Below are 26,621 nucleotides of genomic sequence, written 5' to 3'. Positions count from 1 at the left end.
CCAGGGGCCGGGGCCACGGCCCGCTGTCGTCCGGACGGAGCGCGCCCATGGAGCTCGGCGTCTTCTCGCTCACCGACATCCACGCGGCCGCCGACGGCGGCACGCCCCCGACCCCCGGCCAGCGCCTGGACGACGTCGTGGCCTACGGGATCCTCGCCGACCGGCTGGGGCTCGACGTCTTCGGCGTCGGGGAGCACCACAGCCACGACTTCGCCGTGTCGTCCCCCGTGGTGGCGCTCGCGGCGGTGGCCCAGGCCACGGACCGCGTCCGCCTCGTGTCGACGGCCACGGTGCTGACCACGCTCGACCCCGTCCGCGTCTACCAGGACCACGCGACGCTGGACCTCCTCAGCCACGGCCGCGCGGAGATCGTCGCGGGGCGCAGCGCGTTCGCGGAGCCGTTCGCCCTGTTCGGGGTGGATCCGGACCGGCTCGACGAGGTCTACGAGGAGAAGCTCGACCTGCTGCTGCAGTGCCGGGACCACGAGCGGGTCACCTGGGCCGGCTCGTCCCGCCCCGCGCTGCTGGACGAGGAGATCACCCCCCGCGCCTACGCCGGCCGGCTGCCGGTGTGGGTGGGCGTGGGCGGCACGCCGACCAGCGCCCTGCGCGCCGGGGACCTCGGCCTGCCGATGATGCTCGGGTTCGTCGGGGGCAACCTCGACAACGCCCGGCGCCTGGTGGAGACCTACCGCCTCGCCGGCGAGCAGGCCGGGCACGACCCGGCGACGCTCCAGATCGGACTCGCCGCGCACCTCTACGTCGGTGAGGGCACGGCGTCGGCCCGCGACGACGCCTACCCGCACTACCGCCGGTACCTCGCCTCGGCGACGGGCCGCTCGAGCGGCTGGGACGTCACCCGCGACCAGATGAACGACCTCTCCGAGCGCGGCGCGGGCCTCCTCATCGGCGGACCGGAGCACGTGGCCGCGAAGATCCTCGACCTCCGTGAGATCTGCGGCATCGACCGGTTCCTCGGCCAGGTCGACTTCGGCGGCCTGCCGCGACCGGTGGTCGAGGCCTCGGTCGAGCGGTTCGCCCGGGAGGTGGCCCCCGCCGTCCGTGCCGCCGTCGGCTGACGGTAGGTCAGGGGCGGTGCAGGGGTTCTCCCCGATGCGCCGCCGGCCGTCGGAGTGCAACGTTGGCGGTGGCACGTCCCCACCATCGAAGGAGAACCATGAAGGTGCACGACTCGCTCCGGGCCCAGGGCCTCGTCCGCCCGCGGAACGACCGGATCATCGCCGGCGTCTGCGCCGGGCTCGGCCGACGCTTCGGCCTCGACCCGTGGGTGGCGCGGGTGCTGTTCCTGGTGCTGCTCTTCGTGCTGCCCGGCAGCCCGCTCCTCGTCTACCCGATCCTGTGGATCGTCATGCCCGAGGAGTGACGCGCGAGACCCGCCGCGTCAGGTGTTCACGGTGTCGGCGTCGTGGCTGAGCGAGTCGCCGCCGACGACCCGGAGCACCTCGAGCCCGGGCGTGCCGAGCAGCGCGCCGACCGCCTCCCGGCTCCCGCCCACCAGGGTCGAGTCGAGGTCGATCTCGGTGGCGACGCACCACGCCCGGTCGGCCGGCCAGAAGAGGCTCGGTGACTGCGTCCACCACACGCCCGGCCCGTCGTACCGGACGAGCTCGGTCATCGCCTCGAGCGGACCCCGCAGCAGGTGGTACTCGCGGCCCGGCAGCCGCACCTTGGGGCCTGCCCGTTCCCGGGGGTCGAGGAGCGGCGGCGACGGCGGCCCGTGCCCGTCCAGGGTGAGAACCGTCCGGCCGCCGCTCAGCTGCCCCCATCCCACCCACAGGGCGAAGTAGCAGTCGCCGGGCGTGCCGGTGTGCTCCATCAGGACGTCGCACAGCGTGCGGAGCGCCGGGAGCACGAGGTTGCCCTGCTCCGGCCGGCCGGCCGGCCGGCCAGAGGGCGGTGCCGTGGGTGAACGGGTCGTCGTCGCCGATGAGCCGGTGCCACTGCACCGTCGGGTGCACCCGATGCCCCGTCACCGAGCCGACGTGAGCCCAGGTCACGGGTTCGTTCTCGCCGTCGTGCATCTCGACGGGGTGCAGTACCCGCGCGTACGCCTCGTACCCGGCCGGCACCGTGCCGTGGACGGTCCCCGGCGGCCCGGTCAGCGAGTTCCCGAGCCAGTCCGCGGGCGAGACGTCCTCCAGCAGCCTCACCCGGCTCGTCCACATGCGGCGGCCTACTCCGCCAGTGCCGCGTCCACGACCTTCTTCGCCTCGGCCTGGACCTGGGCGAGGTGGTCGTCGCCGCGGAAGGACTCGGCGTAGATCTTGTACACGTCCTCCGTGCCGGAGGGGCGCGCCGCGAACCACGCGTTCTCGGTGGTGACCTTGAGCCCGCCGATGGCGGCGCCGTTGCCCGGCGCGGCCACCAGCCGGTCCACGATCGGCTCGCCGGCCAGCTCGGTCGCGGCCACGGCGGCCGGCTGCAGCTTGCCCAGCTTCGCCTTCTGCGCCTTGCTGGCGGCGGCGTCGATCCGGGCGTAGGAGCTGGCGCCGTACCGCTCGACCAGCTCGGCGTGCAGCTGGCTCGGAGACTTCCCGGTGATCGCGATGATCTCGGAGGCGAGCAGCGCGAGCAGGATGCCGTCCTTGTCGGTCGTCCACACGGTGCCGTCCTTGCGCAGGAACGACGCCCCGGCGGACTCCTCGCCGCCGAACCCGACCGAGCCGTCGATCAGACCCGGCACGAAGTACTTGAAGCCCACCGGCACCTCGATGAGCCGGCGGCCCAGCCCCGCGGCCACCCGGTCGATGAGCGCGGAGGAGACGAGGGTCTTGCCGATGGCCGCCGTCGCGGGCCAGTCGGGACGGTGCGAGAAGAGGTACTCGATGGCGACGGCGAGGTAGTGGTTGGGGTTCATCAGCCCCGCGTCGGGGGTGACGATGCCGTGCCGGTCGGCGTCGGCGTCGTTCCCGGTGGCGACGTCGAAGGGCGAGGCTCCGCCGTCGCCGCGCATCTTCTCCCGCAGGGAGGCCATCGCGGAGGGGGAGGAGCAGTCCATCCGGATCTTGCCGTCCCAGTCCAGCGTCATGAAGGACCAGCGCGGGTCGACGTCGGGGTTGACGACCGTCAGGTCGAGCCCGTGGCGCTCGCCGATGGCGGCCCAGTACTCCACGGCCGCGCCGCCGAGCGGGTCGGCGCCGATGCGCACGCCGGCCCGCCGGACGGCCTCGAGGTCGAGGACGTTGGCGAGGTCGTCGACGTAGGCGGTGATGTAGTCGTTCCGGCGCGTGGTCTCCGCGGCGACCGCGCGCTCGAACGGGGTCCGCGCGACCTTCTCCCACCCGTCGCGCAGGATCTCGTTGGCGCGGGCCGCGATGACGCTGGTGGCGTCGGAGTCGGCCGGGCCGCCGTGGGGCGGGTTGTACTTGAAGCCGCCGTCGCGCGGCGGGTTGTGCGACGGCGTGGCGACGATGCCGTCCGCGAGGCCCGGGCCCTCGGTGCGGACGCCGCCCGTGGTGCCCGCGCCGTTGTCCCGCAGGATCGCGTGCGAGACCGCCGGGGTGGGCGTCCAGGAGTCCCGGGCGTCGATGCGCGTCTCGACGCCTGCGGCGGCGAGCACCTCGATCGCGGTGCGCCACGCCGGCTCCGACAGTGCGTGCGTGTCCCGCCCGAGGTAGAGGGCGCCGTCGTAGCCCTGCGACCGGCGGTACTCCACGATCGCCGCGGTCGTGGCGACGATGTGCGCCTCGTTGAACGCGCCGTCGAGGCTCGAGCCGCGGTGCCCGGACGTGCCGAACACGACCTGCTGGGCAGGGTCGTCGAGGTCGGGCGTGCGGTCGTAGTAGGCGGAGACGACCTCGTCGACGTCGATGAGGTCTTCGGGCAGGGCTCGGGTACCGGCGCGCTCGTGCATGGCCCGATCCTGCCACCGCTCGGGGACAAGGGCATGGACACGGGGTGTCGTCCCGGTGGCCGGACGGCCGCGCCTTCGTACGGGCCCGCGGACCCGGGAGCCGGCGGGCACGCGGCGGACGGGGCGAGCGTGCGCCGTCGGCCCGTCCTACCCTTGGCCGCATGGCGATTCCCGACACCCCTGGCACCAACGTCACCGTCGAGGACCTCGACGCCTCGAACCCGATCCCAGACGGCTACGTGCTGCTCGACGTGCGTGAGCAGGACGAGTGGGACGCCGGCCACGCGCCCGGCGCCGTCCACATCCCCATGGGCGAGCTCCCGGCCCGGATGGACGACATCCCCGAGGGCGAGCTCGTCGTGGTCTGCCGCTCCGGCGGGCGGTCCGCCCGCTCCGTGGCGTGGCTGAACCAGGCCGGCTTCGACGCCTACAACCTCGCCAGCGGCATGAAGGGCTGGGAGGCCGCCGGCCTCCCGGTGACGAGGGACGACGGCGGGGCCGCCGCCGTCCTCTGACCTCGCCACCTCCCGGCCTCCGGACTTCTTGACCTCCTGACCTCCCGTACTTCCTGCCTCCTGACATCCTGGGCCCGCACCCGCACCCGCGCTCGCACCCGCCGAGAGCCCGACGTTTAAGTGCTCTTGCGCAGATGAAGTCGACCTAGGCCGACTTATCCGGCCGAAAGCCACTTTTTCGTGGCGGCCCCGGGGGCCTGCCGTCTGCCGCGGGCGGCCGGGGCTGCCGGTCCGCGGGGGGCGGCCGGGGCTGCCGGTCCGCGGAGGGCGGCCGGGGCTGCCGGTCCGCGGAGGGTGGCCGGGGCTGCCGGTCCGCGGGGGGCGGCCGGGGCTGCCGGGCTGCCGGGCTCGGTCGAGGGCTGCCGGGCTGCCGGGCTCGGTCGAGGGCTGCCGGGCTGCCCGGCGGCACCGGCGCCGGCGGTGCCCGTACTCTTGGGCGCCATGGGTAAGAAGAGCCGCAGCAAGCGCCAGGTCCGTCCCGAGGGAACCCCGAAGCCGAAGCGGCAGGAGGTCCCCTTCGTCGAGCGTCCCTTCGAGGGGCTGCCCGCCGAGACCGACCTCGTCGCGATGCGCGAGGTCGTCCCCGCCGCCTCGGTCGCGGTGCGCACCACCGCCGAGCACGGCGCCCGCGACGTCCAGCTCGTCACGCTCCTGCCGGACATGCTGCCCGCGCTGCACCGCGAGGACGGCACGCTGCTCGTCGCCCTCCAGACCACCGCCCACTCCGGGGACGCCTCCCGCGACGTCGCCGCCGCGCTCCTCGCCGCGCTCGAGCTCGAGCCCGGGACGGCGCTGACCGGGACCGGGCTGCCCGAGCCGGGCCCGCGCCTCCAGGACGTCCTCGACCTCGAGGGCCCGTTCGACCTCACCGTCCACGACAGCTTCGCCTTCTGGCTCACCGACGACGCCGCGAAGGAGAGCGAGGTGGCCGCCGCCCTCGAGCAGGCCAACAGCAGCATCGTCCCCACGGTGAAGGTCGACGGCGTGCAGTCCGCCTACTGGTGCCGCATGGGCCGGGAGTTCCTGCGCTGGGCCCGCCCCGAGGACCAGGAGCAGGTCCTGGACGCCATCGCCCGCCTGCACGCCGCCCGCGAGTCCGCCATCGACGACGGCGCCAAGTTCGTCGGCGCCTTCCGCTCGTGCGGCATCCTCATCCCGGTGTGGGAGCTGGCGCCCGGTACCGAGGCCGACGAGCTGGCCGCGCCGCTCGCCGACTTCGAGAAGAAGCTCGACGAGGCGCTGGCCAGCACCGAGCCCCTCGACGCCGACGCGCGCCGCGCCCGCGCGGGCATCGTCTCCCGCCAGGTCAGCCTGCGCTGAGGACCCGGCGAGCGGGGGCGTCGCGGCGCCCCCGCTCCGTCATGGACAGGTCAAGGTTCGTCGCGGCCTCGGTACGCGCTTGGTCCGGAACGTGGATAGGCTTTGCCACGTGAGGCAAGGAGCGAGGTCCCAGCGGGTCGCGGTCGTGATCCCCGCCAAGGACGAGGCGGACCGCATCGCTGCCACCGTCCGCGCCGCACGCGCCATCCCGCACGTGGACCTCGTGCTCGTCGTCGACGACGGCTCGGAGGACGACACCCAGCACGTCGCCCGCCGCTCGGGCGCCGTCGTGGTGCGCCACTCGGTCAACCGGGGCAAGGCTTCCGCGATGGAGACCGGCGCGTCCGTCGTCGCCATGCGCGACGTCGAGGGCGCCCCGCGCCGGCTCCTGCTCTTCCTCGACGCCGACCTGGGCGAGACCGCGGTCGCCACCGCGCCGCTGGTGCCCCCGGTCCTGGAGGGGCGCGCCGACTGCACCATCGCCGTCCTCCCCCCGCAGCCCGGCGCCGGCGGGCGCGGCATCGTCACCGGCCTGGCCCGGCGCGCGATCGTCAAGGCCACCGGCTGGTCCCCGACGCAGCCGCTGTCCGGGCAGCGGTGCCTCACCCGCGAGGCGTTCGACACCGCCACCCCGCTCTCCCGCGGCTGGGGAGTGGAGACCGGCATGACGATCGACCTCCTCGTCGCCGGGTTCACGGTCCAGGAGGTCCCCTGCGACCTGCGCCACCGACCCTCCGCGGACGACCTGTCCGGCCAGCTCCACCGCGGGGCGCAGTACCGCGACGTGGCGCTCGCGGTCAGCGCCCGCAAGGTGCGCGGCGTGCGCGTGCCGCCCACCCGCCGCGGGGAGAACCCCGCCAGGCAGCGTCCCGGCCGGCCCTACCGCGCCTGGTCCGACGCGCCTGCCCCCGAGGCGTCGACGACCGAGGCGCCCGTCGCCCGCACGGACGACGGCGCGACCGGGGCCTGAGCCGGCTCACCGCGCGCGAGCAGCCACCCGGCCAGCACGGACACCAGCAGCGGCACCGCCAACGAGATGCCGATGGCGGGGAGCACGATCCCCGAGTCGTTGACCAGGAACGCGATGGTGAACGTCGCCGCGAGGGCCAGGACGGCGGGCCGCAGCATCGGGATGTCGCCGTCGATCCGGCCGACGGAGCCGCCCCCGACGAGCCAGCCGTAGCTGTCGTTCTGGCCGCGGCGGGCGGCGTTGCGCAGCGGCCGCGTCAGCAGCACCACCACCACGACGATCCCTCCGATCGCCAGGAACGTCAGCGTCGAGCCGAAGAGGTTCGCCAGGTTCTGAGCCAGCTTCCGCCCCACCACCGACCACAGCCCGCCGTCGAGGACCGTCTCGACGAACCGGCCCAGGTGCGAGCGCTCGGCGGGCGGGCGCAGCCAGTCGACGACGGAGAAGCTCAGGGCGAGGACGAAGGTGACGCCCAGGACGAGGACGATCCGCCGCCACGTGAGCCGCACCCCGGCCGCCAGCAGGGCGAGGGCGAGGAACCCGGGGATGAGGGCGGGCGGCCCGCCGAAGTCCGCGCCGATGGTCGGTGCGCCGTCGAGCACGACCGCGACCAGCCCGATCGCCCCGACGGCGGCGGCGGCCAGGCGCCGTCGCCCGGCGCGCACGAGCGGGTCCGCCACGCACGTGGCCACCAGGATCGTCGACGCGGCGAAGAGGGAGAAGGAGGAGTTGTTGAAGCCGTAGAAGCGCCCGCCCACCTGCGGCTCGACGCCCATGAGCGAGGAGATCTGCAGGGTCGCGCCGGTGACGACGTCGACGGCGAGCACCACCGCGGTCAGCCCGGCGACCACCGCGACGGGGCCGAGCAGGCTCCGGCGCCACGGGCCCAGCAGCGCGGCGGCCGTGACCGCCACGGCGATCAGCGCCGTCGCGCTCAGCAGCACCGCCCCCGGGCTCGCGGCGCGCCACCACGGCAGCAGGTTGGCGAGGTAGGAGGCGACCGGGATCGCCCCGACCGTCACGGCGACGGCGCGGATCGCGCGCAGCGCCGTCGCGGGCCGACGGGAGCGGAGGGCGGTGGCGGCCCGGTGGGCGGTGGGGGACTCGTGCCGGTCCAGGCGCGCGGCCGCGCGGTCGAGGTTCCTGCGGTTGAGGCCGACCGTGACCGCCGCGTACAGCAGCAGGTTGACCAGCACCAGCGCGGAGTGGAAGGGCCCCTTGAGCGGGCGGACGGCGACGGCGTGGTCGCTGACGTCCGTGAGGTAGGAGACCCGGGTGGTCCCGGTGCGCCCGTCCGGGGCGACGTCCAGCGGGGACCCGACGAGGCTGGTGGGCGCGTCGACACCGAGCATGGCGAGCATCGTCGGGGTCAGGTCGGTGGACTGGATCATGCCGGGCTGGCGGGTGGATCGGCTCCCGAGGAGGGCACCGTCGGCCGGCACGTCGCCCAGCGCAGGACCGTCGGCGACGGCGAGCTGGAGCAGCGACCGGGTACCGGAGTCGGCCAGGGAGGCGACGAGGACGGTGGCGTCCGGGGCGACCTCGCGCACGGCCGCCAGCACCGCCCCGACGCGCTGGTCGATGGCCGCCACCTGCTGGCTGCGCGCGGGCGAGCGCAGCAGCCAGGCCTCACCGGTGGAGGGGCTGGGGGTCTCGGAGGGGTCCGGCTCCGGCGCCGGCTCCTGGGTGAACCTCTCCGCCCCGACCAGGGGCCGGTTCCGGTCCCGGACGGAGCCGACGTCGACGACGGCGAGCGCGTGGCCCGGGAGGGCCTCGGCCACCTGCGCGCCGAGCCGGGCGGGGCTCGCGTACGCGAAGGCGTGGTCGCCGGCCACCGAGCCGCCGGACGTCGCCAGGGCGACGGCGGCTCCCGGGCCGACCGCGACGGAGGACGTGCCCGAGGAGACCAGCAGGTCGCCGAGGAGCCCGGGGGTGGCGTCGTAGGAGGCGTCGGCGGCGGCGTCGGCGTAGGTCTCCCACGCCGGCACCGTGCCGTCCACGCTCGCGCTCTCCAGCCGGCGGCAGGTCCCGTACTCCTCCATCGGGACGTCCGCGGCGCGGCGGCCGGCGGACAGGGCGAGCCAGCCGTCGGCCGGGCAGGTGGTCGAGCGGACCGAGCGCACCACGAGGTTCGCGGCCGCGCCGCCGCCGGAGAACTCCCACAGGTTCGGCGTGGCCAGGGCGGAGAGGTCCTCCCACCGCAGCCCGGCGGTGCCGACGACGACGAGCGGGTGCTCCTCGTCGGCCGTGGCCGTGGCCGACGTCGACTCCTCGGCCGTGGCCACGCCGGCCGTGGCCACGCCGACCGCGCCGACCGAGACCGGTTCGTGGGAGGCGGCGGGCGCGGTGAACATCGGGAGCATCAGCGGCAGGAAAAGGCCGAGCACGACGAGGACGGCGAGCACGAGGACGACCCGTCGTTGCCTCCTGCTGCGCCTGGTTCCCACGCGGGCAGCCTACGTGCCCGGCCGTGGGCGGCGCCCGGCCCGCTCCGGCGGCGCGGATAGGCTGCGGGGCGTGGACGCCGAACCCAGACCGGACGACATGGCCGGGACCGCCCGGCCGGACGAGGGGCAGGAACGCCGCCCCCGCTACGCCTACCTCGGGCCGGAGGGCACCTTCACCCAGGCCGCGTTGCTGCAGGTGACCAGCGAGGAGGAGGCGGACCTCGAGCCCTGCACCGACGTCGTCACGGCGCTGGAGCGGGTGCGCTCCGGCGAGGCGGACTTCGCCGTCGTCCCGATCGAGAACTCCGTCGAGGGTGGGGTGAACGTCACGCTCGACACCCTCTCCACCGGCGCCCCGCTGGTCATCGTCGGCGAGATGCTCGTGCCGGTCACCTTCACCCTGTGCGCGCGGCCGGGCATGACCCTGGAGAAGGTGCGACGCATCTCGACCCACCCGCACGCCTGGGCACAGTGCCGGCGCTGGATCACCGAGCACCTCGACGGCGCGGTCCACGTCCCGGCCACGTCCACCGCCGCCGCGGCGGCGCTGCTGGCGTCGGGCGAGCCGGAGCCCGGCTTCGACGCCGCCCTGTGCTCGGAGCTCTCCGCCCGGCAGTACGGGCTGGAGGTCCTCGCGGCGGGCGTGGCGGACAACCCGCACGCCGTCACCCGGTTCGTCCTCGTCGCGCGCCCGGGCCGGCTGCCGGAGCCGACCGGGGCCGACAAGACGACGCTGATGGTCCACCTGGCCGACAACGAGGCCGGCGCCCTGCTGAACATGCTCGAGCAGTTCGCCACCCGCGGCGTGAACCTCTCCCGCATCGAGTCCCGCCCCATCGGGGACTCGCTCGGCCGGTACTCCTTCAGCATCGACGCCGAGGGGCACGTGGCCGAGGAGCGGCTCCAGGCCACGCTCATCGGCCTGCACCGGGTGTGCCCGACCGTGCGCTTCCTCGGCTCCTACCCGCGCGCCGACGGTCAGCGCCCGCACGTGCGACCCGGCACCTACGACGCCGACTTCCGCGCCGCCCGGGAGTGGGTGGGGAGCCTGCTGTCCGGCGCCCCGCACGTCACGGGCGACTGAGGCCGCGCACGTCGCGCACGCCGCGTCCGGCGTGCGCCCCGGCCCGCGCTACATGGTGCGGACGACCAGGCCGCCCTTCTCCACGCGGGCGTGGATCGTCGTCGCGAAGCCGACCAGGTCGCCGTCGACCTGGACGTGCTCGGGCTCCTCGGTGCGCACCATGACGGAACGGGCGCGGCGGAACTCGATCGAGCCGGTGCTGTAGGGCACGAGGTCCTTGCGGATGCCCAGCCCCTGCAGCGTGACCTTGCGCAGCAGGTCCGCCCACCCGATGAGGCCGCCGCGGGTGTCGATCGCGGCGATGTCGAGCCAGCCGTCGTCGAGCTGGGCGTCGGGGAAGAGAACGATGTTGCCCGGCAGGCGGCCACAGTTGGCGAACAGGATCGTCCGGGCGGTGAACGGCTCGCTGGCCTCGGAGTCCCCGAGCTTGGTCGAGGCGTGGATCTTCCGGCCGGTCAGGTGCTTCACGCCGGCGACGAAGTACGCCATCCAGCCCAGCTTCGCCTTGAGCTCGTCGTCCGCGGCGGAGACCATCGCCGCGTCGAACCCGAGACCGCCGATGACGAGGAAGACGTGCTCCTTGTCCGGGTCGTCGTCCGGGATGTGGCCCGTGTCCGGCGGCGTGACCCCCTTCGCGGCGGCCCCCTCCTCCGGGATCGCGGCGTCGAGCTCGGGGCCGCGGGCGGCCTCGCCGGTGTCGGTCCTCTCCGCGGACCTCGCCGTCGAGGCGTCGGCGCGGCCGCGGACCTTCTCCTCGTCGTCGGGGGAGAGCGGCTCGGTGCGCAGCCAGCCGAGGTCCATCGGCCGGTCGCGCCCGGTCAGCGCGGTCGCGACGAGCTCGCGCTGGCTGCCGAGCGGCAGGTCCAGGTTGCGGGCGAGGAGGTTGCCGGTCCCCAGCGGGATGAGCCCCATCGGCACGCCGGTGCCGGCCAGCGCCTCGGCCACCGCGCGCACCGTCCCGTCGCCCCCCGCGGCGACGACGACGGACGCGCCCTTCTCGATCGCCTCCCTGGCCTGGCCGAGGCCGGGGTCCTCCACGGTGGTCTCGAACCACAGCGGCTGCTCGATGCCCACCTCCGCGGCGGTCTGCTCGACCAGGTCGCGGAGGTACGCCAGGTCCGCGGACTTCGACGGGTTGACGATCACCGCGGGGGGCCCGGAGCGCGGCGCCGGCGGCAGCTTCTCGGCCTCGTCCTCCGCGGAGAACGACGGCGTGCGCTGCTTCACCGCCCGCCAGGCCAGCGTGCCGATGATCACCGCCGCCAGCGCGAGGACGAGCGCTGCGACCGCGGCGACGGCGACCCACTGTTCCAACGTCATGGGCGCAACCTACCGGCGTGCGGGCCCGCGCCGCCCGCCGGGCCGGCGGGGCGGGCGGCGACGCGAGGCGGGCGGGCCGACGGGCGGCCGTTAGGCTCGGACGCATGATCGACCTTCGAGCCCTGCGCGAGGACCCCGAGCTGGTCCGCGCCAGCCAGCGCGCCCGCGGCGCGGACGAGACCCTGGTGGACTCCCTGCTGGAGGCTGACGCCCGGCGCCGTTCCTCCCTGGCCCGGTTCGAGGAGCTGCGGGCCGAGCAGAAGCAGGTCTCCCGGTCGGTCGGCAAGGCGTCCCCGGAGGAGCGGCCGGCGGTGCTCGCCCGGGCCAAGGAGCTCGCCGAGGGCGTCAAGGCCGCCGAGGCGGAGGCGAACGCGGCCCAGAACGCCCTCGACGAGGTCGCCCGCGCCGTGCCGAACATCGTCCACCCCGCCGCGCCGGTCGGCGGGGAGGACGACTACGCCGTGCTCAAGCACGTCGGGACCCCGCGCGACTTCGCCGCCGAGGGGTTCGAGCCCAAGGACCACCTGGACCTCGGCGAGGGGCTGCGCGCGATCGACGTCGCCCGGGGCGCGAAGGTCTCCGGGGCCCGCTTCTACTTCCTCACCGGCATCGGGGCGCGCCTCGAGCTCGCCCTGCTCAACGCCGCGATGGACCAGGCGACCGCCGCCGGGTTCGTGCCGATGATCACGCCCACGCTCGTGCGTCCGGAGACGATGCAGGGCACCGGGTTCGACGTCGCGCACGACGCCGAGATCTACCGGCTCGAGGCCGACGACCTCTACCTCGTCGGGACCTCCGAGGTGGCGCTCGCGGGCTACCACTCCGGCGAGATCCTGGACCTCACCGAGGGTCCGCTGCGCTACGCCGGCTGGTCCTCCTGCTACCGCCGCGAGGCCGGCTCGCACGGCAAGGACACCCGCGGCATCATCCGCGTGCACCAGTTCAACAAGGTGGAGATGTTCTCCTACGTGCCGGTCGAGGAGGCCGAGGCCGAGCACGCCCGCCTGCTGGAGTGGGAGGAGCAGATGCTCGCCACGGTCGAGCTGCCGTACCGCGTGATCGACACGGCGGCCGGGGACCTGGGCACGTCCGCCGCGCGCAAGTTCGACTGCGAGGCGTGGCTGCCGACCCAGAAGCGGTTCATGGAGGTCACCTCCACCTCCAACTGCACCACCTTCCAGGCCCGCCGCCTCGGCGTGCGCGAGCGGACGGCGTCGGGGGAGACCCGCCCGGTGGCCACGCTGAACGGCACGCTCGCGACCACGCGGTGGATCGTGGCCATCCTCGAGAACCACCAGCAGCCGGACGGCTCCGTGCGCGTGCCGGCCGGCCTTCGGCCCTATCTCGGGGGGCTGGAGGTCATCGAGCCCGCATGAGGGGAACCGACCGACTCGCGCCCGTGGCCGAGCGAGCCGCCCGCTGGCGACGCCTCGTGCCCGACTCCGTGCCGGCCGCCGGCCCGGAGCTCATGGTCGCCCTGGACATCGACGGCACGCTCCTCACCCATGACGGCGGCCTGGGCGAGGAGGTCCGCGGCGCCGTCACGGACCTGCGGGCCTCCGGCGCGCACGTGGTCCTCGCGACCGGCCGCTCCGTGCAGGCGACCATCCCGGTCGCCGTCGAGCTCGGGCTCACCGACGGGATGATGGTGTGCTCCAACGGCGCCGTCTGCGTGCGCATCGACCCCGGGGAGGAGAGCGGGTACGAGATCACCGACGTCGTCACGTTCGACCCCGGCCCCGCGCTGCGGCTGCTGCGTGAGGAGCTGCCCGACGGGCTCTTCGCCGTCGAGGACCTCGGCAAGGGCTACAAGGTCACCGCGCCGTTCCCGATGGGAGAGCTGACCGGCGAGGTCCAGGTCGTCCCGTTCGAGGAGCTGCTCGACGCTCCTGCCACCCGTGTGACGCTGCGCGCCCCGCACCTCGACTCCTCGGACTTCGACGCGCTGGTCGACCGCATCGGGCTCCACGGGGTGGGGTACGCCGTCGGCTGGACGGCCTGGCTCGACATCTCGCCCGAGGGGGTCAACAAGGCCAGCGCGCTCGAGATGCTCCGCGGCCGCCTGGACGTCGACCCCGGCGCGACCGTCGCCATGGGCGACGGCGGGAACGACCTCGAGATGCTCGGGTGGGCCGCCCACGGGGTCGCCATGGGGAACGCCGGCCCGCACGTGCACGCAGTGGCGGACGCCGTCACGGGCGACGTCCTGGAGGACGGCGCCGCCGTCGTGCTCCGGGCGCTGCTGGAGCGCTAGGCCGGCGGCGTCACACCCGCGCCGCCGCGTCGACGATCACGCGCGCGAGGTCGTCGGGGCGGGTCAGCTGGGGCCAGTGCCCCGTCGGCAGGTCGACGTGGTCGACCTCGAGGCGCGTGAACTCCTGCACGGGCTCCGCCCCGGACGCGATCCAGCCCCGGAGCATCTCTGACGTGTACTCCGTCGCCACCGCTGTGACGGGGACGTCGTAGCGGCGCTCGTCGGTCAGCCGCTGACGGTCGCGGACCACGCGCGCGGGGGAGGCGACGGCTCGTTCGCGGAACCGCGCCAGCGCCGCGTCGTCCAGGTCCGTGAGGTCCTCGGCCCCGAACTCGGACCAGTCGGGCAGCGGCAGGTCGTCGCCCATGACGGGGAAGCCGTCGGCCAGGGTGCCGCCGTCGCCGGTGGGGAAGCCGCCCACGTACACCGCCCGGGCCACCCGGTCCGGGCGCGCATCCACCGCCGCGTGGCAGACGCCGCAGCCCGCGGAGTGCCCGACGAGGAGCACCGCGGCATCGCACGCGTCGATCGCCGCGACGACCGCGTCGACGTGCTCGCGCAGCCCGACGCGCGAACGGTCCGCTTCCTTGGACTCCGTGCCCGGCAGGGTGAGCGGGTGGGCACGGTGACCCGCCGCCTCGAGCGCGGGCACCACGAGCTCCCACGACGAGGCGTCCAGCCACAGCCCCGGAACCAGGATGATGTCCACCGCGTACGTCCTTCCTCGCCAGCCCGGCTACGGACGGGAGAGAACCGGTCAGGTGGACCGCACGCTAGCCCGGGACGGGCCGGACGTCGACCGATCCCCGCCATGCCGGGGCGGGTCGCGGTCGCGACCTCGGGGATGACCGGCTCAGGTGGCCGGGGCCGGGCCCACGGAGTCGCGCCGCACGATACGGGTGGGCACACGCTGGACGGCTGGGACCTCCGCGGCCGGGTCCTCGACCAGCCGCAGCAGGGTCACGGCTGCGGTCTCCCCCATGGCGTAGTGGGGGAGCGCGACGCTGCTCAGGCCCGGCCGGAGCTCCTGGGCGAGGACCGCGAGGTCGTCGAAACCCACGACCGACAGATCGGTGGGGATCCGCATCCGGCGCGCCGCGGCGGCGCGGTAGACCCCCACGGCCATCTGGTCGGTGAAGGCGAAGATCGCCGTCGGGGGGGCTGGCCGGTCCAGCAGCACCCCGGCCGCAGCCTCGCCGCCCGTGGAGTCGGACTGCGCCCGCGCCACCAGGGCGTCCTCCACGGGAAGCCCTCGCTCGGCGAGCGCGTCGCGGTAACCCGCGGTCCGGCCCTCCGAGGCCGGGCTGTCGTCACGGTCGAGGACGAACCCGATGCGCCGGTGCCCGTGGGCGGCGAGCTCGGCGACGGCAGCCCGGGCGCCGGCCTCCTCGTCGGGGACCACGGAGGGCACGACGCCCGCCTCGTCGCGCGCGTCGAGGAGGACGAGGGGGGTGCCGTTCGGGGGCATGGGGGCGGGCACCACGCGGTGGGACATCGTCGCCCAGAGCACACCGCCCACCTGCTGCTGGCGCAGGACGGCCAACGCGCGCCGCTCGATGGCAGCGTCTCCGCCGGTGTTGACGACCATGAGCACGTGCCCGGCCGCCCACGCCGCGTCCTGCGCGCCCTGGATGAGCTGCCCCGCGTAGGGGGTCGTCGCGATCACGTCGCTGATGAGCGCGAGGGTGCCCGACCGTCGGGTGCGAAGACCGCGGGCGAGCGCGTTGGGGGCGTAGCCGAGCTCGTCGGCGGCGCGGCGCACCCGCTCGCGGGTGCTGTCCTTCACCCGCGCCCCGGTGACGTCGTTGAGGACGGCCGAGACGGTGGACGGGGCCACGCCGGCGAGCCGGGCGACGTCGCTGATGCGGGCTCGAGGACTCACGCTCTCCTGCTTGTCGCGGGGCCGGCGCGCGGCCCGGTGGGGGCGGTGGGAGCCCTCATCGTGCCGCAGCCGACGGCATGACCGCCAGGCCGCCGTCGGGGACGGCCGTGACCGGCAACGGGTCGCTCAGCGCCCCGACGAAGCGGCCGTCCGCCCCGACGTTCTCCCAGGCGAAGAAGTGGTCCTCGCCGTCGTGCCGCAGGATCCGGCCGGCGTAGCGGCTCGCGACGTCGTCGCCCACCAGGAAAGGGCCGTCGGCGAGTGTGTACGGGCCGGTCGGGGTGTCCGCCCGGAGGTAGTGGGTGCCTCCCTGCGGCGTGACGCCACGCGCGGTCCGTGCGGCGCTCTGGTCCGCGGCGGTGGCGCAGAAGAGCACCTGCCAGGCGCCGCCGACGTTCACGAGCTGGGGCACCTCGAGGTGGTAGAAGTCGCCCGGCTCGGACAGCGGCGGCCCGGCCGTCCAGGACACGAGGTCGTCCGAGGTGGCGTGCCCGACGACGCCGCGCCCGTCGACCGGCCCGTGCGGCGCCCGCGCCGTGAGGAGCATGTGGAAGAGCCCCGAGGCCTCGTCCCGGAAGACCCACGGGTCGCGCCAGGCCTCCTCCCGAACGCCGGGGTGGAGCACCTCGTACCACCGCGGGTCGGCCTCGAGCACGGCCCCGTGCCGTTCCCAGTGGATCAGGTCGGTGGAGCTGGCCAGCCCGACCCGCTGGACGCGACCCTGCTCCGCGCGGGACACCCCGGTGTAGAACATCTGCCACCGGTCCCCGTGCCGAACGACGCACCCGGTCCAGGTGGCGAGGTCGTCGAACTCCCCGGCCGGCCCCGCCGCAAGGGCGTCGGGCAGCAGCGTCCACGAACGCAGGTCGGTGGAGACAGCGTGCCCCACGGTGGCGCGGTGGTGGCGCAGGTCGGGGTCGCCGAGCGAGCGGGGCGCCTGGAGGTAGAAGACGTGAACCTCCCGTCCGTCGACGGCGAACCAGAAGTCCCAAATCCACTTGTCGTCCAGCTGCAGCCCCATGCCGCATCTCCTTCCGGTCGGGTCGTACGCGCCACGGCGCGGTTTCGGGGCGCGGCGGTGCGGCTCGCACCTGGTGGTGCGGGCAGCGTCCGCGCGGTGGTGCGGGGTCTGGCCCGCGAGGTCGTCGAGGTCTGCCGCCCCCGCGCGTCAGCCTTTGAGGCCCGATGAGGCGAGCGACTGGACGAACCAGCGCTGGAAGGCGAGGAAGACCACGAGCACGGGCAGCACCATCAGCACGCCGAAGGCGAAGATCTGGCCCCAGTCGTAGGGCGGCTGCCCCTGGAACACGGCGATCGCCAGGGGGAGGGGGCGCCGCTGCGGCTGGTCGACCATCATCACGGGCCACAGGAAGGATCCCCACGTGGTGAGGAACGTCAGGATCGTCACCGTCGCGAAGACCGGCTTCGACATCGGCACGATGATCCGGAAGAACGTCCGCCACGTCCCCGCCCCGTCGATGCGGGCCGCCTCCTCGAGCTCGCGCGGCAGTCCGACGAAGAACGAGTAGAAGAGGTAGATCGAGAACGCGCTGGCGACGAAGGGCAGGTACTGGATGTAGTAGGTGTTCCGGTGGTCGTTCAAGAGGTAGAACAGCGGCACCGCGATCGCCTCGAACGGCAGGATGGTCAGCGCGACCACGGCCAGCAGCGCCGCGTCCCGCCCGCGCCACCGCAGCCGGGCGAGCGCGTAGGCGGCCATGGAGTTGACCAGCAGCCCCCCGGCCACCACGACGGACGTGACCAGCAGCGACGTGAGGTAGAAGTCGCGGAAGTAGCCCGTCGCCGGGCTGTCGAACCGGCCCAGCATGCCCGAGTAGTTCTGCAGCGAGGCGTTCGTGGGGACGAAACCCCCGATTCCGTCGATGACCTCGGCGGAGGGCTTGAGGCTGCCGATGACGAGGTAGGCGACCGGGGCGACGAAGACGATCGCCAGGGCGGTCAGCGTCAGGTACGTCAGGGTGGTGCGGATCCGGCTCATGAGACCTCCCGGTCCTCGCGCAGCACACGGCGCTGGACCAGCGTGACGGCCAGCACGATGATGAAGAACAGGACGGTGATCGCGGACGCCCGGCCCACGTTGTTCGCGTCGAACGCGGTGGTGACCGCCTGGTACATCACCGTGGTGGTCGCCTGCTGCGGACCGCCCTGGGTCATGATGTAGACCTGGTCGAACAGCCGGAACGCGAGGATCGTCGTGACCATCACGACGAAGATCAGCGTGTTACGCAGGCCAGGCAGGGTGACGTGCCGGAACTGCAGCCAGCGGCCGGCGCGGTCGAGCGACGCCGCCTCGTAGAGGTCGGCCGGGATGCCCTGCAGCCCGGCGAGGAGGATCACCATCTGCAGGCCAGCCCCCTGCCAGATCGACATGATGATGACGGCGGGCAGCGCCGTACCTGGGTCGCCCAGCCAGTCGTACGGGCCGAGGTGCCCGAACGAGACGGTGTCGATGACGGCGTTGAGCATGCCGAGCTCTCCGCGGGCGTAGATGACCTTCCAGACCACGGCCACGAGCGCCATGGGGAAGACCACCGGCATGAAGAAGAACGTGCGGAACACCGGCATGCCGCGCAGCGGCCGGTTGAGCAGCGTCGCGAGCGTGAGGGCGAGCGCAGTCTGGACGGGCACGACAACAGCCGCGAACAGGACGTTGTTGAGCAGTCCGCGGTAGAACTCGCCCCGGAAGTCCGGGTCCAGCAGGATCCGGCGGTACTGCTCGAGCCCCATCCAGCTAGGCGGCGTCGGGGCGTCGAGCCTGACGTTGTGCAGCGACAGCCATCCGGCCATGACGAACGGGACGACGACGAAGAGCACGAGGCCGGCGGCGGCCGGCAGGAACATCGCCCAGGCGGCGCGGTCGTCCCTGCGTAGGACCGAGCGGCGGTCCTGCGGCGGTGCCGGCTGCGGCGTCGTCCGCGGTGTCTGTGTGGTGGTGCTCATGACCGATCTCCCTGGAGAGGATCCCCCCGGGGCGGCGACGGTGAGGAATCGCCGCCCCGTGGGTTGTGGCGGTAGCGTCAGCCCTGCCCGTAGCCGTCGTTGTCCTGGAAGTCCAGGTCGATCGTGCGGGCGGCCTGGTCGAGGAGCTCCTGGGCGTCCCCGCCCTCGTAGGCCCCGAAGAACGCCTCGGAGAACTGCTGGCTGATGACCGGGTAGGCCGGGGTGATCGGCCGTGGCGCGGCCACGCAGTCCGCGGTCGGGGCGGCGTCGCCGCAGGTGCGGGCGAGCGACTCGGCGAAGATCGCGAGCGGTCCGTCCGGGCCGTAGAGCGTCGAGGACTCCGTGACGGTCGTGGTGGCCGGCGGGGCGGCGTTGGCCTCCGTCATCGCGGCCACGGCCTCGTCCGCGGTGAGGAAGTCGAGGAAGCGGCCGGCCAGCTCGGGGTTGTCGCTCTCGGGACTGACTCCCCATGCCCAAGAACCCTGCCCGCTCTTGGGTCCGGACCCGAAGTCCGGGAGCGGAAGCACGACGAGGTCCTCGCCCAGCACCTCCGCGTAGGTGTTGTAGACCCAGTGCCCGACCCAGCTGAGCGCGACCCGGCCGTCGACGAAGGCGGCGTCGTCGGTGTTGGGGTCCGTGTACTGCCGCCAGCCGGCGAAGCGCTCGACCGCCTCGACCACCGCAGGGCTGTTGAGGTGCCCGTCCGCGGCGCCGTCCACCACGATCCGCTCCCCGGCCGACCAGGCGACGGGCAGGAAGCCGTAGGTGGGCCACTCGGCGCCGTAGTTCTCCTTGATGTCGAGGACCTTCCCGTCGTCGTCCTGTGCGGCGAGCGTCTCGAGCGCCGCCTCGAACTCCTCGGCGGTCCAGGCGTCGTCCAGGCCGGCGGGGTACTCCACCCCGGCCGCCTCGAGCAGGGCCCGGTTGCCGTAGACACCGAGCGAGGCGTCGAACTGGGAGACGCCGTAGAGCTCGCCGTCGGCGGGGCTGGTGTTCTGCGCGAGCACGGACTCGGTCTGGTTCTCCACGGTGTCGGCCGAGACGACGTCGCCGAGCGGGGCGAGCTTCCCGGCGTAGGCGAGCGATGCCATCATCGGACCGTCGAACTCCAGGACGTCCGGCAGGTCATCGGGGGAGGTCGTCGTGACCGTGGAGGTGTAGTCGGCCTCGGGGACGAACTGGAGACTCACGGCGCCCTCGCCGAGGGCGTTGAACTCGTCGATCGCCTGCTGCAGCGCGTCGACCTCCGCCTCCTGTCCCTGGTGCGCCCAGACGGTGATCTCGTCCGCGGTCGCGCCACCGTCACCGTTGCTGTCCCCGCCGGCGCCGCTGCACGCCGCGAGCACGAGAAGAGGTGCGGCAAGGGCCGCCGCGACGAGTTTGCTGCGCATGTCTGGTTCCTCCACGTCGAGTTGCCGAATCGATTCGGCAAACTGTGGCACCTGATCTGCCGCGTGTCAAAGGAGTCGCCCGGGGCCTCGGCCTGGCGAGCTCGCTCGGGGTGGGGCCGTGGCCGATCGTGGCGGCGTGGTGCTCGGTCGGAGGTCACGCTGCTGCAACGGGGTGCAAACGTTGCAAGATCGTTACCGCCTGTGACCCCGGATATGTTGAATCTCACGGTCCGGACGGCTTGAGTTGGCCCTGGGAGCGCTCTTGCGCTCGTGACGATGAGGTGACGAGGAGTACTTCAGTGACGATGACGAACCGACGCCGGACGACGGCGAGCCTGGCTGGCGCTGCCGCGCTCGCCCTGACCCTGGCCGCCTGCGGCGGCGCGGACGACCTTGGCGGCGGCGGCGGGGGCGGCGGCGACAGCACCGCCGGCGAGACCGACTGCTCCGCGTTCGAGGAGTACGGCACCTTCGAGGGGGAGAGCGTCGACATCTTCTCCTCCATCCGCGAGGTCGAGGCCGACCAGCTCCAGGACTCCTTCGCCGAGTTCAGCGAGTGCACGGGCATCGAGGTCGTGCACAACGGCTCCGGCGAGTTCGAGCAGCAGCTCGTGGTGCAGGCCGAGGGCGGCAACGCCCCGGACCTCGCGATCATCCCGCAGCCTGGCCTGCTCCAGCGCATGGTGCGCGACGGCTACGTCAAGGCCCCGGCGGAGTCCGTCGTCGCCAACGTGGACGAGGGCTGGTCCGAGGACTGGAAGGGCTACGGCACCGTGGACGGCGAGTTCTACGCCGCCCCGCTCATGGCGTCGGTGAAGTCCTTCGTCTGGTACTCCCCGACGGCGTTCGAGGAGAACGGCTACGAGGTCCCCACCACGTGGGACGAGCTGATGACCCTCACGCAGACCATCGCCGACGAGCAGGGCTCCGAGACCGTCAAGCCCTGGTGCGCCGGCATCGAGTCCGGCGGTGCGACCGGCTGGCCGGCCACCGACTTCATCGAGGACGTGGTCCTGCGCACCGGCGGCGGCGACGTCTACGACCAGTGGGTCAACCACGAGATCCCGTTCAACGACCCGCAGATCGTCGAGGCCGTGGACATGGCCGGCGCCATCCTCAAGAACGAGGACTACGTCAACGGCGGCATCGGCGACTCCCGCTCGATCGCCACCACGTCGTTCAACGACGGCGGCCTGCCCATCCTCGACGGCGAGTGCTTCATGTACCGCATGGCCTCCTTCTACGAGGCGCAGTGGCCCGAGGGCACCGAGGTCGGCCCCGACGGTGACGTCTTCGCGTTCTACCTGCCCGGCGAGACGGCGGACGAGACCCCGCTGCTCGTGGCCGGCGAGTTCGTCGCCAAGTTCAACGAGAGCGAGGCCATCGACGCCGTCCAGACGTTCATGGCGTCCTCGGAGTGGGCCAACACCCGCGTCGAGATCGGCGGCGTGACCTCGGCGAACAAGGGCGTCGACCCCGAGCTGGCCTCGTCCGACGTGCTGCGGCTGGCCATCGAGCTGCTGCAGCAGGAGGACGCCGTGGCCCGCTTCGACGGCTCGGACCTCATGCCCTCCGAGGTCGGCGCCGGTGCCTTCTGGACCGGCATGGTCGACTGGATCAACGGTGCGGAGACCTCCGCGGTGCTCGACCAGATCGAGGCCGCCTGGCCGGCCAGCTGATCTGACCGTCCGACGGGGGCACGGCTCACGCCGTGCCCCCGTCTTGGCATCAAAGGGAGGTACCAAGGGTGGACTTCTTCCTCTACTCCAAGTTCGGGCAGATGATCTTCGCCGTCATCGTGCTCGCGGTGGTCGTCGGGATCATCCTGTTCCTCGCGAGCCTGGCCGACCGCTTCGCCGGCCGCTCGCGCACGTGGTGGATGGTCCTCTGCTTCGGCGGCCCGGCGGCGTTCCTGCTGACGCTCGGGCTCATCTACCCCGCGATCCGGACGACGGTCATGTCGTTCATGGACCGCACCAGCCAGAACTGGGTCGGCTGGGCCAACTACGAGTGGGTCTTCACCAACCCCGACTCGCTGCAGTCCTTCATCAACACGTTCTGGTGGGTCGTGCTCGTGCCGACCGTCTCGACCACCGTCGGGCTGCTCTACGCGATCCTCGTGGACAAGGCGCGCTTCGAGAAGGTCGCCAAGACACTGCTGTTCGTCCCGATGGCCATCTCGTTCGTCGGCGCCGGCATCATCTGGAAGTTCGTCTACGAGTACCGCGGCGCCGCGCAGGACCAGATCGGCCTGCTCAACGCCATCATCGTCGGCCTCGGGTTCGAGCCGCTGCGCTTCCTCCAGGACGCGCCGTGGAACACGTTCTTCCTCATCGTCGTGATGATCTGGATCCAGGCCGGCTTCGCCATGGTGCTGCTCTCGGCCGCGATCAAGGCCATCCCGGACGACATCGTCGAGGCCGCCCGCCTCGACGGCGTCAACGCGTGGCAGATGTTCCGCAACATCACGGTGCCGAGCATCCGTCCCACGCTCGTCGTGGTGGTCACCACCATCACCATCGCCACGCTGAAGATCTTCGACATCCCGCGGGCCATGACCGGCGCCCGGTTCGACACGCAGGTGCTGGCCAACATGATGTACGACCAGTCGTTCACCTTCGGCAACACCGGCACGGGCTCGGCGCTCGCCGTGGTCATCTTCCTGCTGGTGATCCCGATCGTGGTGTTCAACGTGCGTCAGATGATCAAGAACCGTGAGGTGCGAGGAGCATGAGCGGAACCACCCCGGCCAACCCGGCCGTCGCCGTCGAGGGCCGTTCCCGCACCCTGCCCGACCCGATGGGTTCGGCCGAGCCGCGGCTCGGTGCCCCGGCCCGGGCCAGGCGGATGCTCACCTCCCGCGTGGGCTCCGCCGTCGCCATCGTCATCGCCCTGCTGTGGACGGTGCCGATCGTCGGCATGCTGGTCAGCTCCGTGCGGCCCGAGGGGGACATCCGCACCTCGGGCTGGTGGACGTTCTTCTCGAACCCCGCCTTCACGCTGGAGAACTACCAGGAGGTGCTGTTCGGGCGCGCCTCCTCCGGGCAGCTGTCGACGTTCTTCGTCAACTCGCTCGTGATCACCGTCCCGGGCACCCTCATCCCGCTGGTCGCGGCGACCATGGCGGCGTACGCGTTCTCGGTGCTGAAGTGGCGCGGGCGGGACACGATCTTCGTCGTCGTCTTCGCCCTGCAGATCGTGCCGCTGCAGATGGCCCTGATCCCGCTGCTGCGCATCTTCGCCGGCTCGGCGGCGCTCGACGCGTTCCCGTACCTCGCCGTGTGGGTGGCGCACGCGTGCTTCGCCATGCCGCTGGCCACGTTCCTCCTGCACAACTTCATGGCGGAGGTGCCGCGCGAGCTGATCGAGGCCGCCCGGGTGGACGGCGCCGGGCACGTGACCGTGTTCCTCAAGGTCATGCTCCCGCTGCTCGTCCCGGCGATCGCGAGCTTCGCGATCTTCCAGTTCCTGTGGGTGTGGAACGACCTGCTGGTCGGCCTGACCTTCACCGGCGGGAACAACGCGGTCCAGCCGCTGACCGCACGCCTGGCGGAGATGGCCGGCTCGCGCGGTCAGGACTGGCACCTGCTGACCTCCGGCGCGTTCGTGTCGATCATCGTGCCGCTGATCGTGTTCCTGGCCCTGCAGAAGTACTTCGTGCGCGGCCTGCTCGCCGGGTCCGTCAAGGGCTGAACCCAGGAAGGCTCGGGGCCCGTCCGACCGTCGTGGTCGGGCGGGCCCTCGGCCTCCCTGCGGTGGCGGCCTCTTCCCGGCGGCTGCCGCCTCTTCCCGACGGCGGTGCCGGCGCTCGCCGTCGTCCGTCAGCCGGCCTCGGGCCGGGCGACCTCCACGCGCACGTCCGCGCCCACGGTCAGGAAGGCGCCGAGCGCCGTCGCCTCGGCGAGGACCTCGTCCTTCTCTGCGCGCCTGAGCGACGCTCTCGGGTGGACCGTCAGGGCGTAGCCGTCCCCGCGCCGCCGGAGCGCCCACGTCCCGCGCACCGCCGCGTCGACCAGCACCGTACCGACCGCCCCGCCCGGGCCGCCCCGCGGCAGGTCGAGCAGCGACCCCGCCGCGGTGCGCGAGCGGTCCGCGTACCCGATCAGGGCGTTGTCGTACTCGCCGAGGAACCGCACGGGCGCGGGCGCCTCCTCGTCGGGCACGGCGGCGTCCGGCAGGTCGAGGAGCTCGGCCCCGCCGGTGCTGCGGTAACGGCGCAGGTCCATGCCGTCGGTGACCTCGCGCAGCCGGGTCAGCCCGCACCAGGCCTGCACGTCGTTCACGCTCGCCGGCCCGAACGCCACGAGATAGCGGCGCACCAGGGTCTGCAGGCTCATGCCCGCGCCGGGCGCCTCGCCGAGCCAGGCCTCGATCGTCGTCAGAGCAGAGGGACCGGACCGGCGCCACAGCCCCCGGGGGGTCGCCTGCAGCACCGGCGCGAGGTAGCTGAACGCCCACGCCAGCGATGTCGCGTCCAGCTCGGGGAAGCGGAGGTCGAGCTCCTGTGCCAGCGCGGCCCGGGTCAGGGGCCGCTCGGCGACGAGCCGCCCGGCCGCGTCGAGCGCCGGGCCGAGATCCTGCCCGCGGAGGCGCCGCGCCCAGGCGGTCGAGGCGAACGTCCGGGCGAGCACCGGCGCGGTCAGCGGCTGGAGCGCGAGGCAGTCACGCGCCGTCACGGTGTGCAGCGTCGTGCGCATCAGCGGGGCGCGCACCACGGTCCGCCCGGCCATCGCCGAGGAGAGCTCCTCCGGGTCGAACGCGGCCACCCGCGACCACAGCGCCGTGTAGGGCACCCCGGGCACCTGCCCCTGCAGCCCGACGAGGTGCTCGAGCATCTCCGGCACGGGGAGCCCGGCCCGGGCGAGGAGGTGCTGGCGCTGCAGGGTGGAACGGCCCAGCACGCGGTCGCTGAGGGTCGCGGAGGCGCCGGCTCGCACCCGGACAGTGTGTCAAAGGGACCGGCGGTCCTTGTCCGTCCCGCTCCCGCGCGGGATGCTCGGCGTGGGCGCACGCGACGCGGCGGGCGCGGCGCGCGCGGACGGGAGCGACCATGGAGCTCGTCGAGGGCACCCTGACCGGGGGCCTGCCGTACCTCGCGTTCGGCGGCGGACCGGCGCTCGTCGTGCTGGCCGGTCTCGAGGCCGAGAACGTCAACCCGACCGGGGCGGCCCGCGCCCGGGAGCTGCGCGGCCTGCGCGCGTACGCGCGGCGGCACCGGGTGCACGTGGTGAGGCGCCCGGCCGGCCTGCCCGCCGGCGTGACCATGGCCGACCTGGCGGACCTGCACGCCCGGGCGCTCGCGGACCGCTTCGGCGAGCCCGTCGACGTCCTCGGCTCCTCCACCGGCGGGTCCGTGGCGCTGCAGCTGGCGGTCGACCACCCGGAGGCGGTGCGCCGGCTGGTCCTGCTGTCGGCGGCGTGCCGTCTCTCCGACCCCGGGCGTGCCGCCCAGCGGCGTCTCGCGGAGCGCACCGCGGCGGGCGACTACGGGCGGGGCATCGTCGAGCTGGCCCCCGTCATGGCGGCGACGGCGGCCGGCACCCTGGTCATGCGCGCCGGCCTCCGGCTCGCCGGCCCGGCGATGACGCCGGCGGATCCCACCGACCTGCTCCGGACCATCGAGGCCGAGGACGCCTTCGACGTCTGCGACCGGCTCGGTGCCGTGCAGGCCCCGACGCTCGTGGTCGCCGGGGCGCGCGACGGCTACTACAGCCCCGAGCTCTTCCGCCGTACGGCGGCCGGCGTCCCGGGAGGGCGGCTGCGGCTGTACCCGCGCATGGGGCACGTCGGCCCGTTCATGAGCCGGCGCGTCCGCGCCGACATCCTGCGGTTCCTCGCGGGCGAGCACGTCGGGGTCGTGGCGCCCACGGCGCGCGGGCCCGGGGCGGACTGACGCTCCCGAACGGCGGAGCCGCCCCGTGGGGGAACGGGGCGGCTCCTGCTCGTCACCGCCGCCCGCGGGCGGCGGCAGTACTCACTGCCCGGCGGGGCCGCCCGGGCGGAGCTGGGCGACGGCCTCGGCCGGGTCCAGCGAGGCGCCACGGTTGTACGGCAGCTTGGACAGCGCCGAGCCCATGGCGCACGTGTTGGTCAGCGCGGCCGCGGTGAGCCCGCCGCCGAGCGCCGCGGCGAGCCACTTGGCCCCCGGCACGCGGGTGCTGGCCAGGATGCTGGTGAGCACGACCGAGCCGGCGACGAGGCGCACCTGCCGCTCGAGGTCCCACCTGCTCCGGCCGCGGTTGACCTCGCCGCCGGCGGACTGCCAGGCCTGCATGCCTCCGTCCAGGAGGTGGAGGTTCGGCAGCCCGGCCGCGGCCAGTGCCTCGCGGGCCTGGCTCGCACGCTGCCCGGAGCGGCAGATCAGCACGACGTCCTCGTCGAGGCGCCGGGCGATCTCCTCCCGGTGCTCCTTGAGGGTGTCCAGCGGCACGTTGTACGCGCCGGGGATGTGGACCGTCTCGAACTCGGCAGGGGTGCGGACGTCGATCAGCCGGGGCGGCGTCGCCGAGCCCAGCCGCTCGATCAGGGAGTGCGGGTCGAGCACGGCGGAGCCGGTGGCGGGTGTGGTCATGGCGGTGTTGAGCGCTGTCACGAATCCGTTTC

General features: G+C 73.6%; 24 protein-coding genes. 12 read left to right on the top strand and 12 right to left on the bottom strand.

What is annotated here, in order from left to right; genetic code table 11:
• Nucleotides 1-47: 47 nt before the first annotated feature.
• Together KZX45_RS15295 and KZX45_RS15290 are read left to right on the top strand one after the other, a co-directional pair.
• Nucleotides 48-1,079, top strand: a complete 1,032-nt coding sequence (locus KZX45_RS15295; RefSeq protein ID WP_248258607.1) for an LLM class flavin-dependent oxidoreductase — start codon at nt 48-50, stop codon at nt 1,077-1,079.
• Nucleotides 1,080-1,177: 98 nt separating this feature from the next.
• Entirely contained in the window at nt 1,178-1,384 is a 207-nt protein-coding gene (locus KZX45_RS15290; RefSeq protein WP_248258606.1) for a PspC domain-containing protein, read from the top strand.
• Between the two features lie 18 nt (nt 1,385-1,402).
• Here KZX45_RS15290 and KZX45_RS15285 read toward each other — a convergent pair whose 3' ends face one another.
• Both KZX45_RS15285 and pgm read right to left on the bottom strand, forming a co-directional pair.
• Nucleotides 1,403-1,873, bottom strand: coding sequence for a hypothetical protein (locus tag KZX45_RS15285; protein ID WP_248258605.1), 471 nt, complete (start codon nt 1,871-1,873; stop codon nt 1,403-1,405).
• Between the two features lie 321 nt (nt 1,874-2,194).
• A complete protein-coding gene (pgm, locus tag KZX45_RS15280) occupies nt 2,195-3,874 on the bottom strand; it encodes a phosphoglucomutase (alpha-D-glucose-1,6-bisphosphate-dependent) (RefSeq protein ID WP_248258604.1) in 1,680 nt (559 codons plus the stop codon).
• Between the two features lie 161 nt (nt 3,875-4,035).
• Between pgm and KZX45_RS15275 the strand changes: the two genes are divergently transcribed.
• The 3 genes from KZX45_RS15275 (at nt 4,036) to KZX45_RS15265 (ending at nt 6,679) form a co-directional block, all read left to right on the top strand.
• Entirely contained in the window at nt 4,036-4,389 is a 354-nt protein-coding gene (locus tag KZX45_RS15275; protein ID WP_248258603.1) for a rhodanese-like domain-containing protein, read from the top strand.
• A gap of 441 nt (nt 4,390-4,830) precedes the next feature.
• Nucleotides 4,831-5,709: a DUF5926 family protein gene (locus tag KZX45_RS15270; protein WP_248258602.1), complete on the top strand. Its 879-nt coding sequence runs from the start codon at nt 4,831-4,833 to the stop codon at nt 5,707-5,709.
• A 109-nt stretch (nt 5,710-5,818) separates the two neighbouring features.
• The gene (locus KZX45_RS15265) at nt 5,819-6,679 is read left to right on the top strand and encodes a glycosyltransferase family 2 protein (RefSeq protein ID WP_248258601.1); all 861 of its coding nucleotides are present in this window, start codon (nt 5,819-5,821) and stop codon (nt 6,677-6,679) included.
• Here KZX45_RS15265 and KZX45_RS15260 read toward each other — a convergent pair.
• Nucleotides 6,589-9,126: a hypothetical protein gene (locus KZX45_RS15260; protein ID WP_248258600.1), complete on the bottom strand. Its 2,538-nt coding sequence runs from the start codon at nt 9,124-9,126 to the stop codon at nt 6,589-6,591. The genes KZX45_RS15265 and KZX45_RS15260 overlap by 91 nt on opposite strands.
• 97 nt (nt 9,127-9,223) lie before the next feature.
• On the opposite strand from KZX45_RS15260, the gene pheA reads away from it, so the two are divergent.
• Nucleotides 9,224-10,210: a prephenate dehydratase gene (gene pheA / locus KZX45_RS15255; protein WP_248258651.1), complete on the top strand. Its 987-nt coding sequence runs from the start codon at nt 9,224-9,226 to the stop codon at nt 10,208-10,210.
• A 48-nt stretch (nt 10,211-10,258) separates the two neighbouring features.
• On the opposite strand, the gene KZX45_RS15250 is transcribed toward pheA, so the two are convergent.
• Nucleotides 10,259-11,530 (bottom strand): diacylglycerol kinase family protein, encoded by a 1,272-nt coding sequence (locus KZX45_RS15250; RefSeq protein ID WP_248258599.1) that lies wholly within the window; start codon nt 11,528-11,530, stop codon nt 10,259-10,261.
• A 104-nt stretch (nt 11,531-11,634) separates the two neighbouring features.
• Between KZX45_RS15250 and serS the strand changes: the two genes are divergently transcribed.
• A complete protein-coding gene (gene serS / locus KZX45_RS15245; RefSeq protein ID WP_248258598.1) occupies nt 11,635-12,906 on the top strand; it encodes a serine--tRNA ligase in 1,272 nt (423 codons plus the stop codon).
• Complete coding sequence (locus KZX45_RS15240; RefSeq protein WP_308221752.1) at nt 12,903-13,784, top strand: HAD family hydrolase; 882 nt, start codon at nt 12,903-12,905, stop codon at nt 13,782-13,784. Before serS ends, KZX45_RS15240 begins: the two co-directional genes overlap by 4 nt.
• A 10-nt stretch (nt 13,785-13,794) precedes the next feature.
• On the opposite strand, the gene KZX45_RS15235 is transcribed toward KZX45_RS15240, so the two are convergent.
• The 6 genes from KZX45_RS15235 to KZX45_RS15210 form a co-directional block, all read right to left on the bottom strand.
• A complete protein-coding gene (locus KZX45_RS15235; protein WP_248258597.1) occupies nt 13,795-14,493 on the bottom strand; it encodes an alpha/beta fold hydrolase in 699 nt (232 codons plus the stop codon).
• Nucleotides 14,494-14,637: 144 nt separating this feature from the next.
• Entirely contained in the window at nt 14,638-15,666 is a 1,029-nt protein-coding gene (locus KZX45_RS15230) for a LacI family DNA-binding transcriptional regulator (protein ID WP_248258596.1), read from the bottom strand.
• Nucleotides 15,667-15,721: 55 nt separating this feature from the next.
• On the bottom strand, nt 15,722-16,687 hold the full coding sequence (locus KZX45_RS15225; protein WP_248258595.1) for a glycosyl hydrolase family 32: 966 nt from the start codon (nt 16,685-16,687) through the stop codon (nt 15,722-15,724).
• A gap of 147 nt (nt 16,688-16,834) precedes the next feature.
• Entirely contained in the window at nt 16,835-17,665 is an 831-nt protein-coding gene (locus KZX45_RS15220; protein WP_248258594.1) for a carbohydrate ABC transporter permease, read from the bottom strand.
• A complete protein-coding gene (locus KZX45_RS15215) occupies nt 17,662-18,627 on the bottom strand; it encodes a carbohydrate ABC transporter permease (RefSeq protein WP_248258593.1) in 966 nt (321 codons plus the stop codon). Before KZX45_RS15215 ends, KZX45_RS15220 begins: the two co-directional genes overlap by 4 nt.
• 77 nt (nt 18,628-18,704) lie before the next feature.
• Nucleotides 18,705-20,018 (bottom strand): extracellular solute-binding protein, encoded by a 1,314-nt coding sequence (locus tag KZX45_RS15210; RefSeq protein ID WP_248258592.1) that lies wholly within the window; start codon nt 20,016-20,018, stop codon nt 18,705-18,707.
• A gap of 305 nt (nt 20,019-20,323) precedes the next feature.
• Here KZX45_RS15210 and KZX45_RS15205 point away from each other — a divergent pair, with 305 nt between their 5' ends.
• The 3 genes from KZX45_RS15205 (at nt 20,324) to KZX45_RS15195 (ending at nt 23,711) form a co-directional block, all read left to right on the top strand.
• On the top strand, nt 20,324-21,697 hold the full coding sequence (locus KZX45_RS15205; RefSeq protein ID WP_248258649.1) for an ABC transporter substrate-binding protein: 1,374 nt from the start codon (nt 20,324-20,326) through the stop codon (nt 21,695-21,697).
• A 68-nt stretch (nt 21,698-21,765) separates the two neighbouring features.
• Nucleotides 21,766-22,752 carry a carbohydrate ABC transporter permease gene (locus KZX45_RS15200; RefSeq protein ID WP_374112599.1) on the top strand — a complete coding sequence of 329 codons (987 nt, stop codon included), beginning with the start codon at nt 21,766-21,768 and terminating at the stop codon, nt 22,750-22,752.
• A complete protein-coding gene (locus tag KZX45_RS15195; protein WP_374112598.1) occupies nt 22,749-23,711 on the top strand; it encodes a carbohydrate ABC transporter permease in 963 nt (320 codons plus the stop codon). Before KZX45_RS15200 ends, KZX45_RS15195 begins: the two co-directional genes overlap by 4 nt.
• 128 nt (nt 23,712-23,839) lie before the next feature.
• On the opposite strand, the gene KZX45_RS15190 is transcribed toward KZX45_RS15195, so the two are convergent.
• Nucleotides 23,840-24,955, bottom strand: a complete 1,116-nt coding sequence (locus KZX45_RS15190) for a winged helix DNA-binding domain-containing protein (protein ID WP_248258591.1) — start codon at nt 24,953-24,955, stop codon at nt 23,840-23,842.
• A gap of 113 nt (nt 24,956-25,068) precedes the next feature.
• Between KZX45_RS15190 and KZX45_RS15185 the strand changes: the two genes are divergently transcribed.
• A complete protein-coding gene (locus KZX45_RS15185) occupies nt 25,069-25,911 on the top strand; it encodes an alpha/beta fold hydrolase (protein ID WP_248258590.1) in 843 nt (280 codons plus the stop codon).
• 81 nt (nt 25,912-25,992) lie between these two features.
• On the opposite strand, the gene KZX45_RS15180 is transcribed toward KZX45_RS15185, so the two are convergent.
• The gene (locus tag KZX45_RS15180) at nt 25,993-26,610 is read right to left on the bottom strand and encodes a rhodanese-like domain-containing protein (protein ID WP_248258589.1); all 618 of its coding nucleotides are present in this window, start codon (nt 26,608-26,610) and stop codon (nt 25,993-25,995) included.
• Between the last annotated feature and the right edge of the window lie 11 nt (nt 26,611-26,621).

Origin of the sequence: Georgenia sp. EYE_87 (assembly GCF_023148685.1) — a bacterium.
In the GTDB taxonomy this organism is placed as follows: domain Bacteria; phylum Actinomycetota; class Actinomycetes; order Actinomycetales; family Actinomycetaceae; genus Georgenia.
This window is presented reverse-complemented; position numbering and strand designations above follow the sequence as displayed.

Coding starts and splice junctions, on each gene's coding strand:
- KZX45_RS15295 (WP_248258607.1), top strand. CDS start 48: ATGGAGCTCGGCGTCTTCTCGCTCACCGACATCCACGCGGCCGCCGAC.
- KZX45_RS15290 (WP_248258606.1), top strand. CDS start 1,178: ATGAAGGTGCACGACTCGCTCCGGGCCCAGGGCCTCGTCCGCCCGCGG.
- pgm (WP_248258604.1), bottom strand. CDS start 3,874: ATGCACGAGCGCGCCGGTACCCGAGCCCTGCCCGAAGACCTCATCGAC.
- KZX45_RS15275 (WP_248258603.1), top strand. CDS start 4,036: ATGGCGATTCCCGACACCCCTGGCACCAACGTCACCGTCGAGGACCTC.
- KZX45_RS15270 (WP_248258602.1), top strand. CDS start 4,831: ATGGGTAAGAAGAGCCGCAGCAAGCGCCAGGTCCGTCCCGAGGGAACC.
- pheA (WP_248258651.1), top strand. CDS start 9,224: ATGGCCGGGACCGCCCGGCCGGACGAGGGGCAGGAACGCCGCCCCCGC.
- KZX45_RS15250 (WP_248258599.1), bottom strand. CDS start 11,530: ATGACGTTGGAACAGTGGGTCGCCGTCGCCGCGGTCGCAGCGCTCGTC.
- serS (WP_248258598.1), top strand. CDS start 11,635: ATGATCGACCTTCGAGCCCTGCGCGAGGACCCCGAGCTGGTCCGCGCC.
- KZX45_RS15240 (WP_308221752.1), top strand. CDS start 12,903: ATGAGGGGAACCGACCGACTCGCGCCCGTGGCCGAGCGAGCCGCCCGC.
- KZX45_RS15225 (WP_248258595.1), bottom strand. CDS start 16,687: ATGGGGCTGCAGCTGGACGACAAGTGGATTTGGGACTTCTGGTTCGCC.
- KZX45_RS15220 (WP_248258594.1), bottom strand. CDS start 17,665: ATGAGCCGGATCCGCACCACCCTGACGTACCTGACGCTGACCGCCCTG.
- KZX45_RS15215 (WP_248258593.1), bottom strand. CDS start 18,627: ATGAGCACCACCACACAGACACCGCGGACGACGCCGCAGCCGGCACCG.
- KZX45_RS15210 (WP_248258592.1), bottom strand. CDS start 20,018: ATGCGCAGCAAACTCGTCGCGGCGGCCCTTGCCGCACCTCTTCTCGTG.
- KZX45_RS15205 (WP_248258649.1), top strand. CDS start 20,324: ATGACGAACCGACGCCGGACGACGGCGAGCCTGGCTGGCGCTGCCGCG.
- KZX45_RS15195 (WP_374112598.1), top strand. CDS start 22,749: ATGAGCGGAACCACCCCGGCCAACCCGGCCGTCGCCGTCGAGGGCCGT.
- KZX45_RS15185 (WP_248258590.1), top strand. CDS start 25,069: ATGGAGCTCGTCGAGGGCACCCTGACCGGGGGCCTGCCGTACCTCGCG.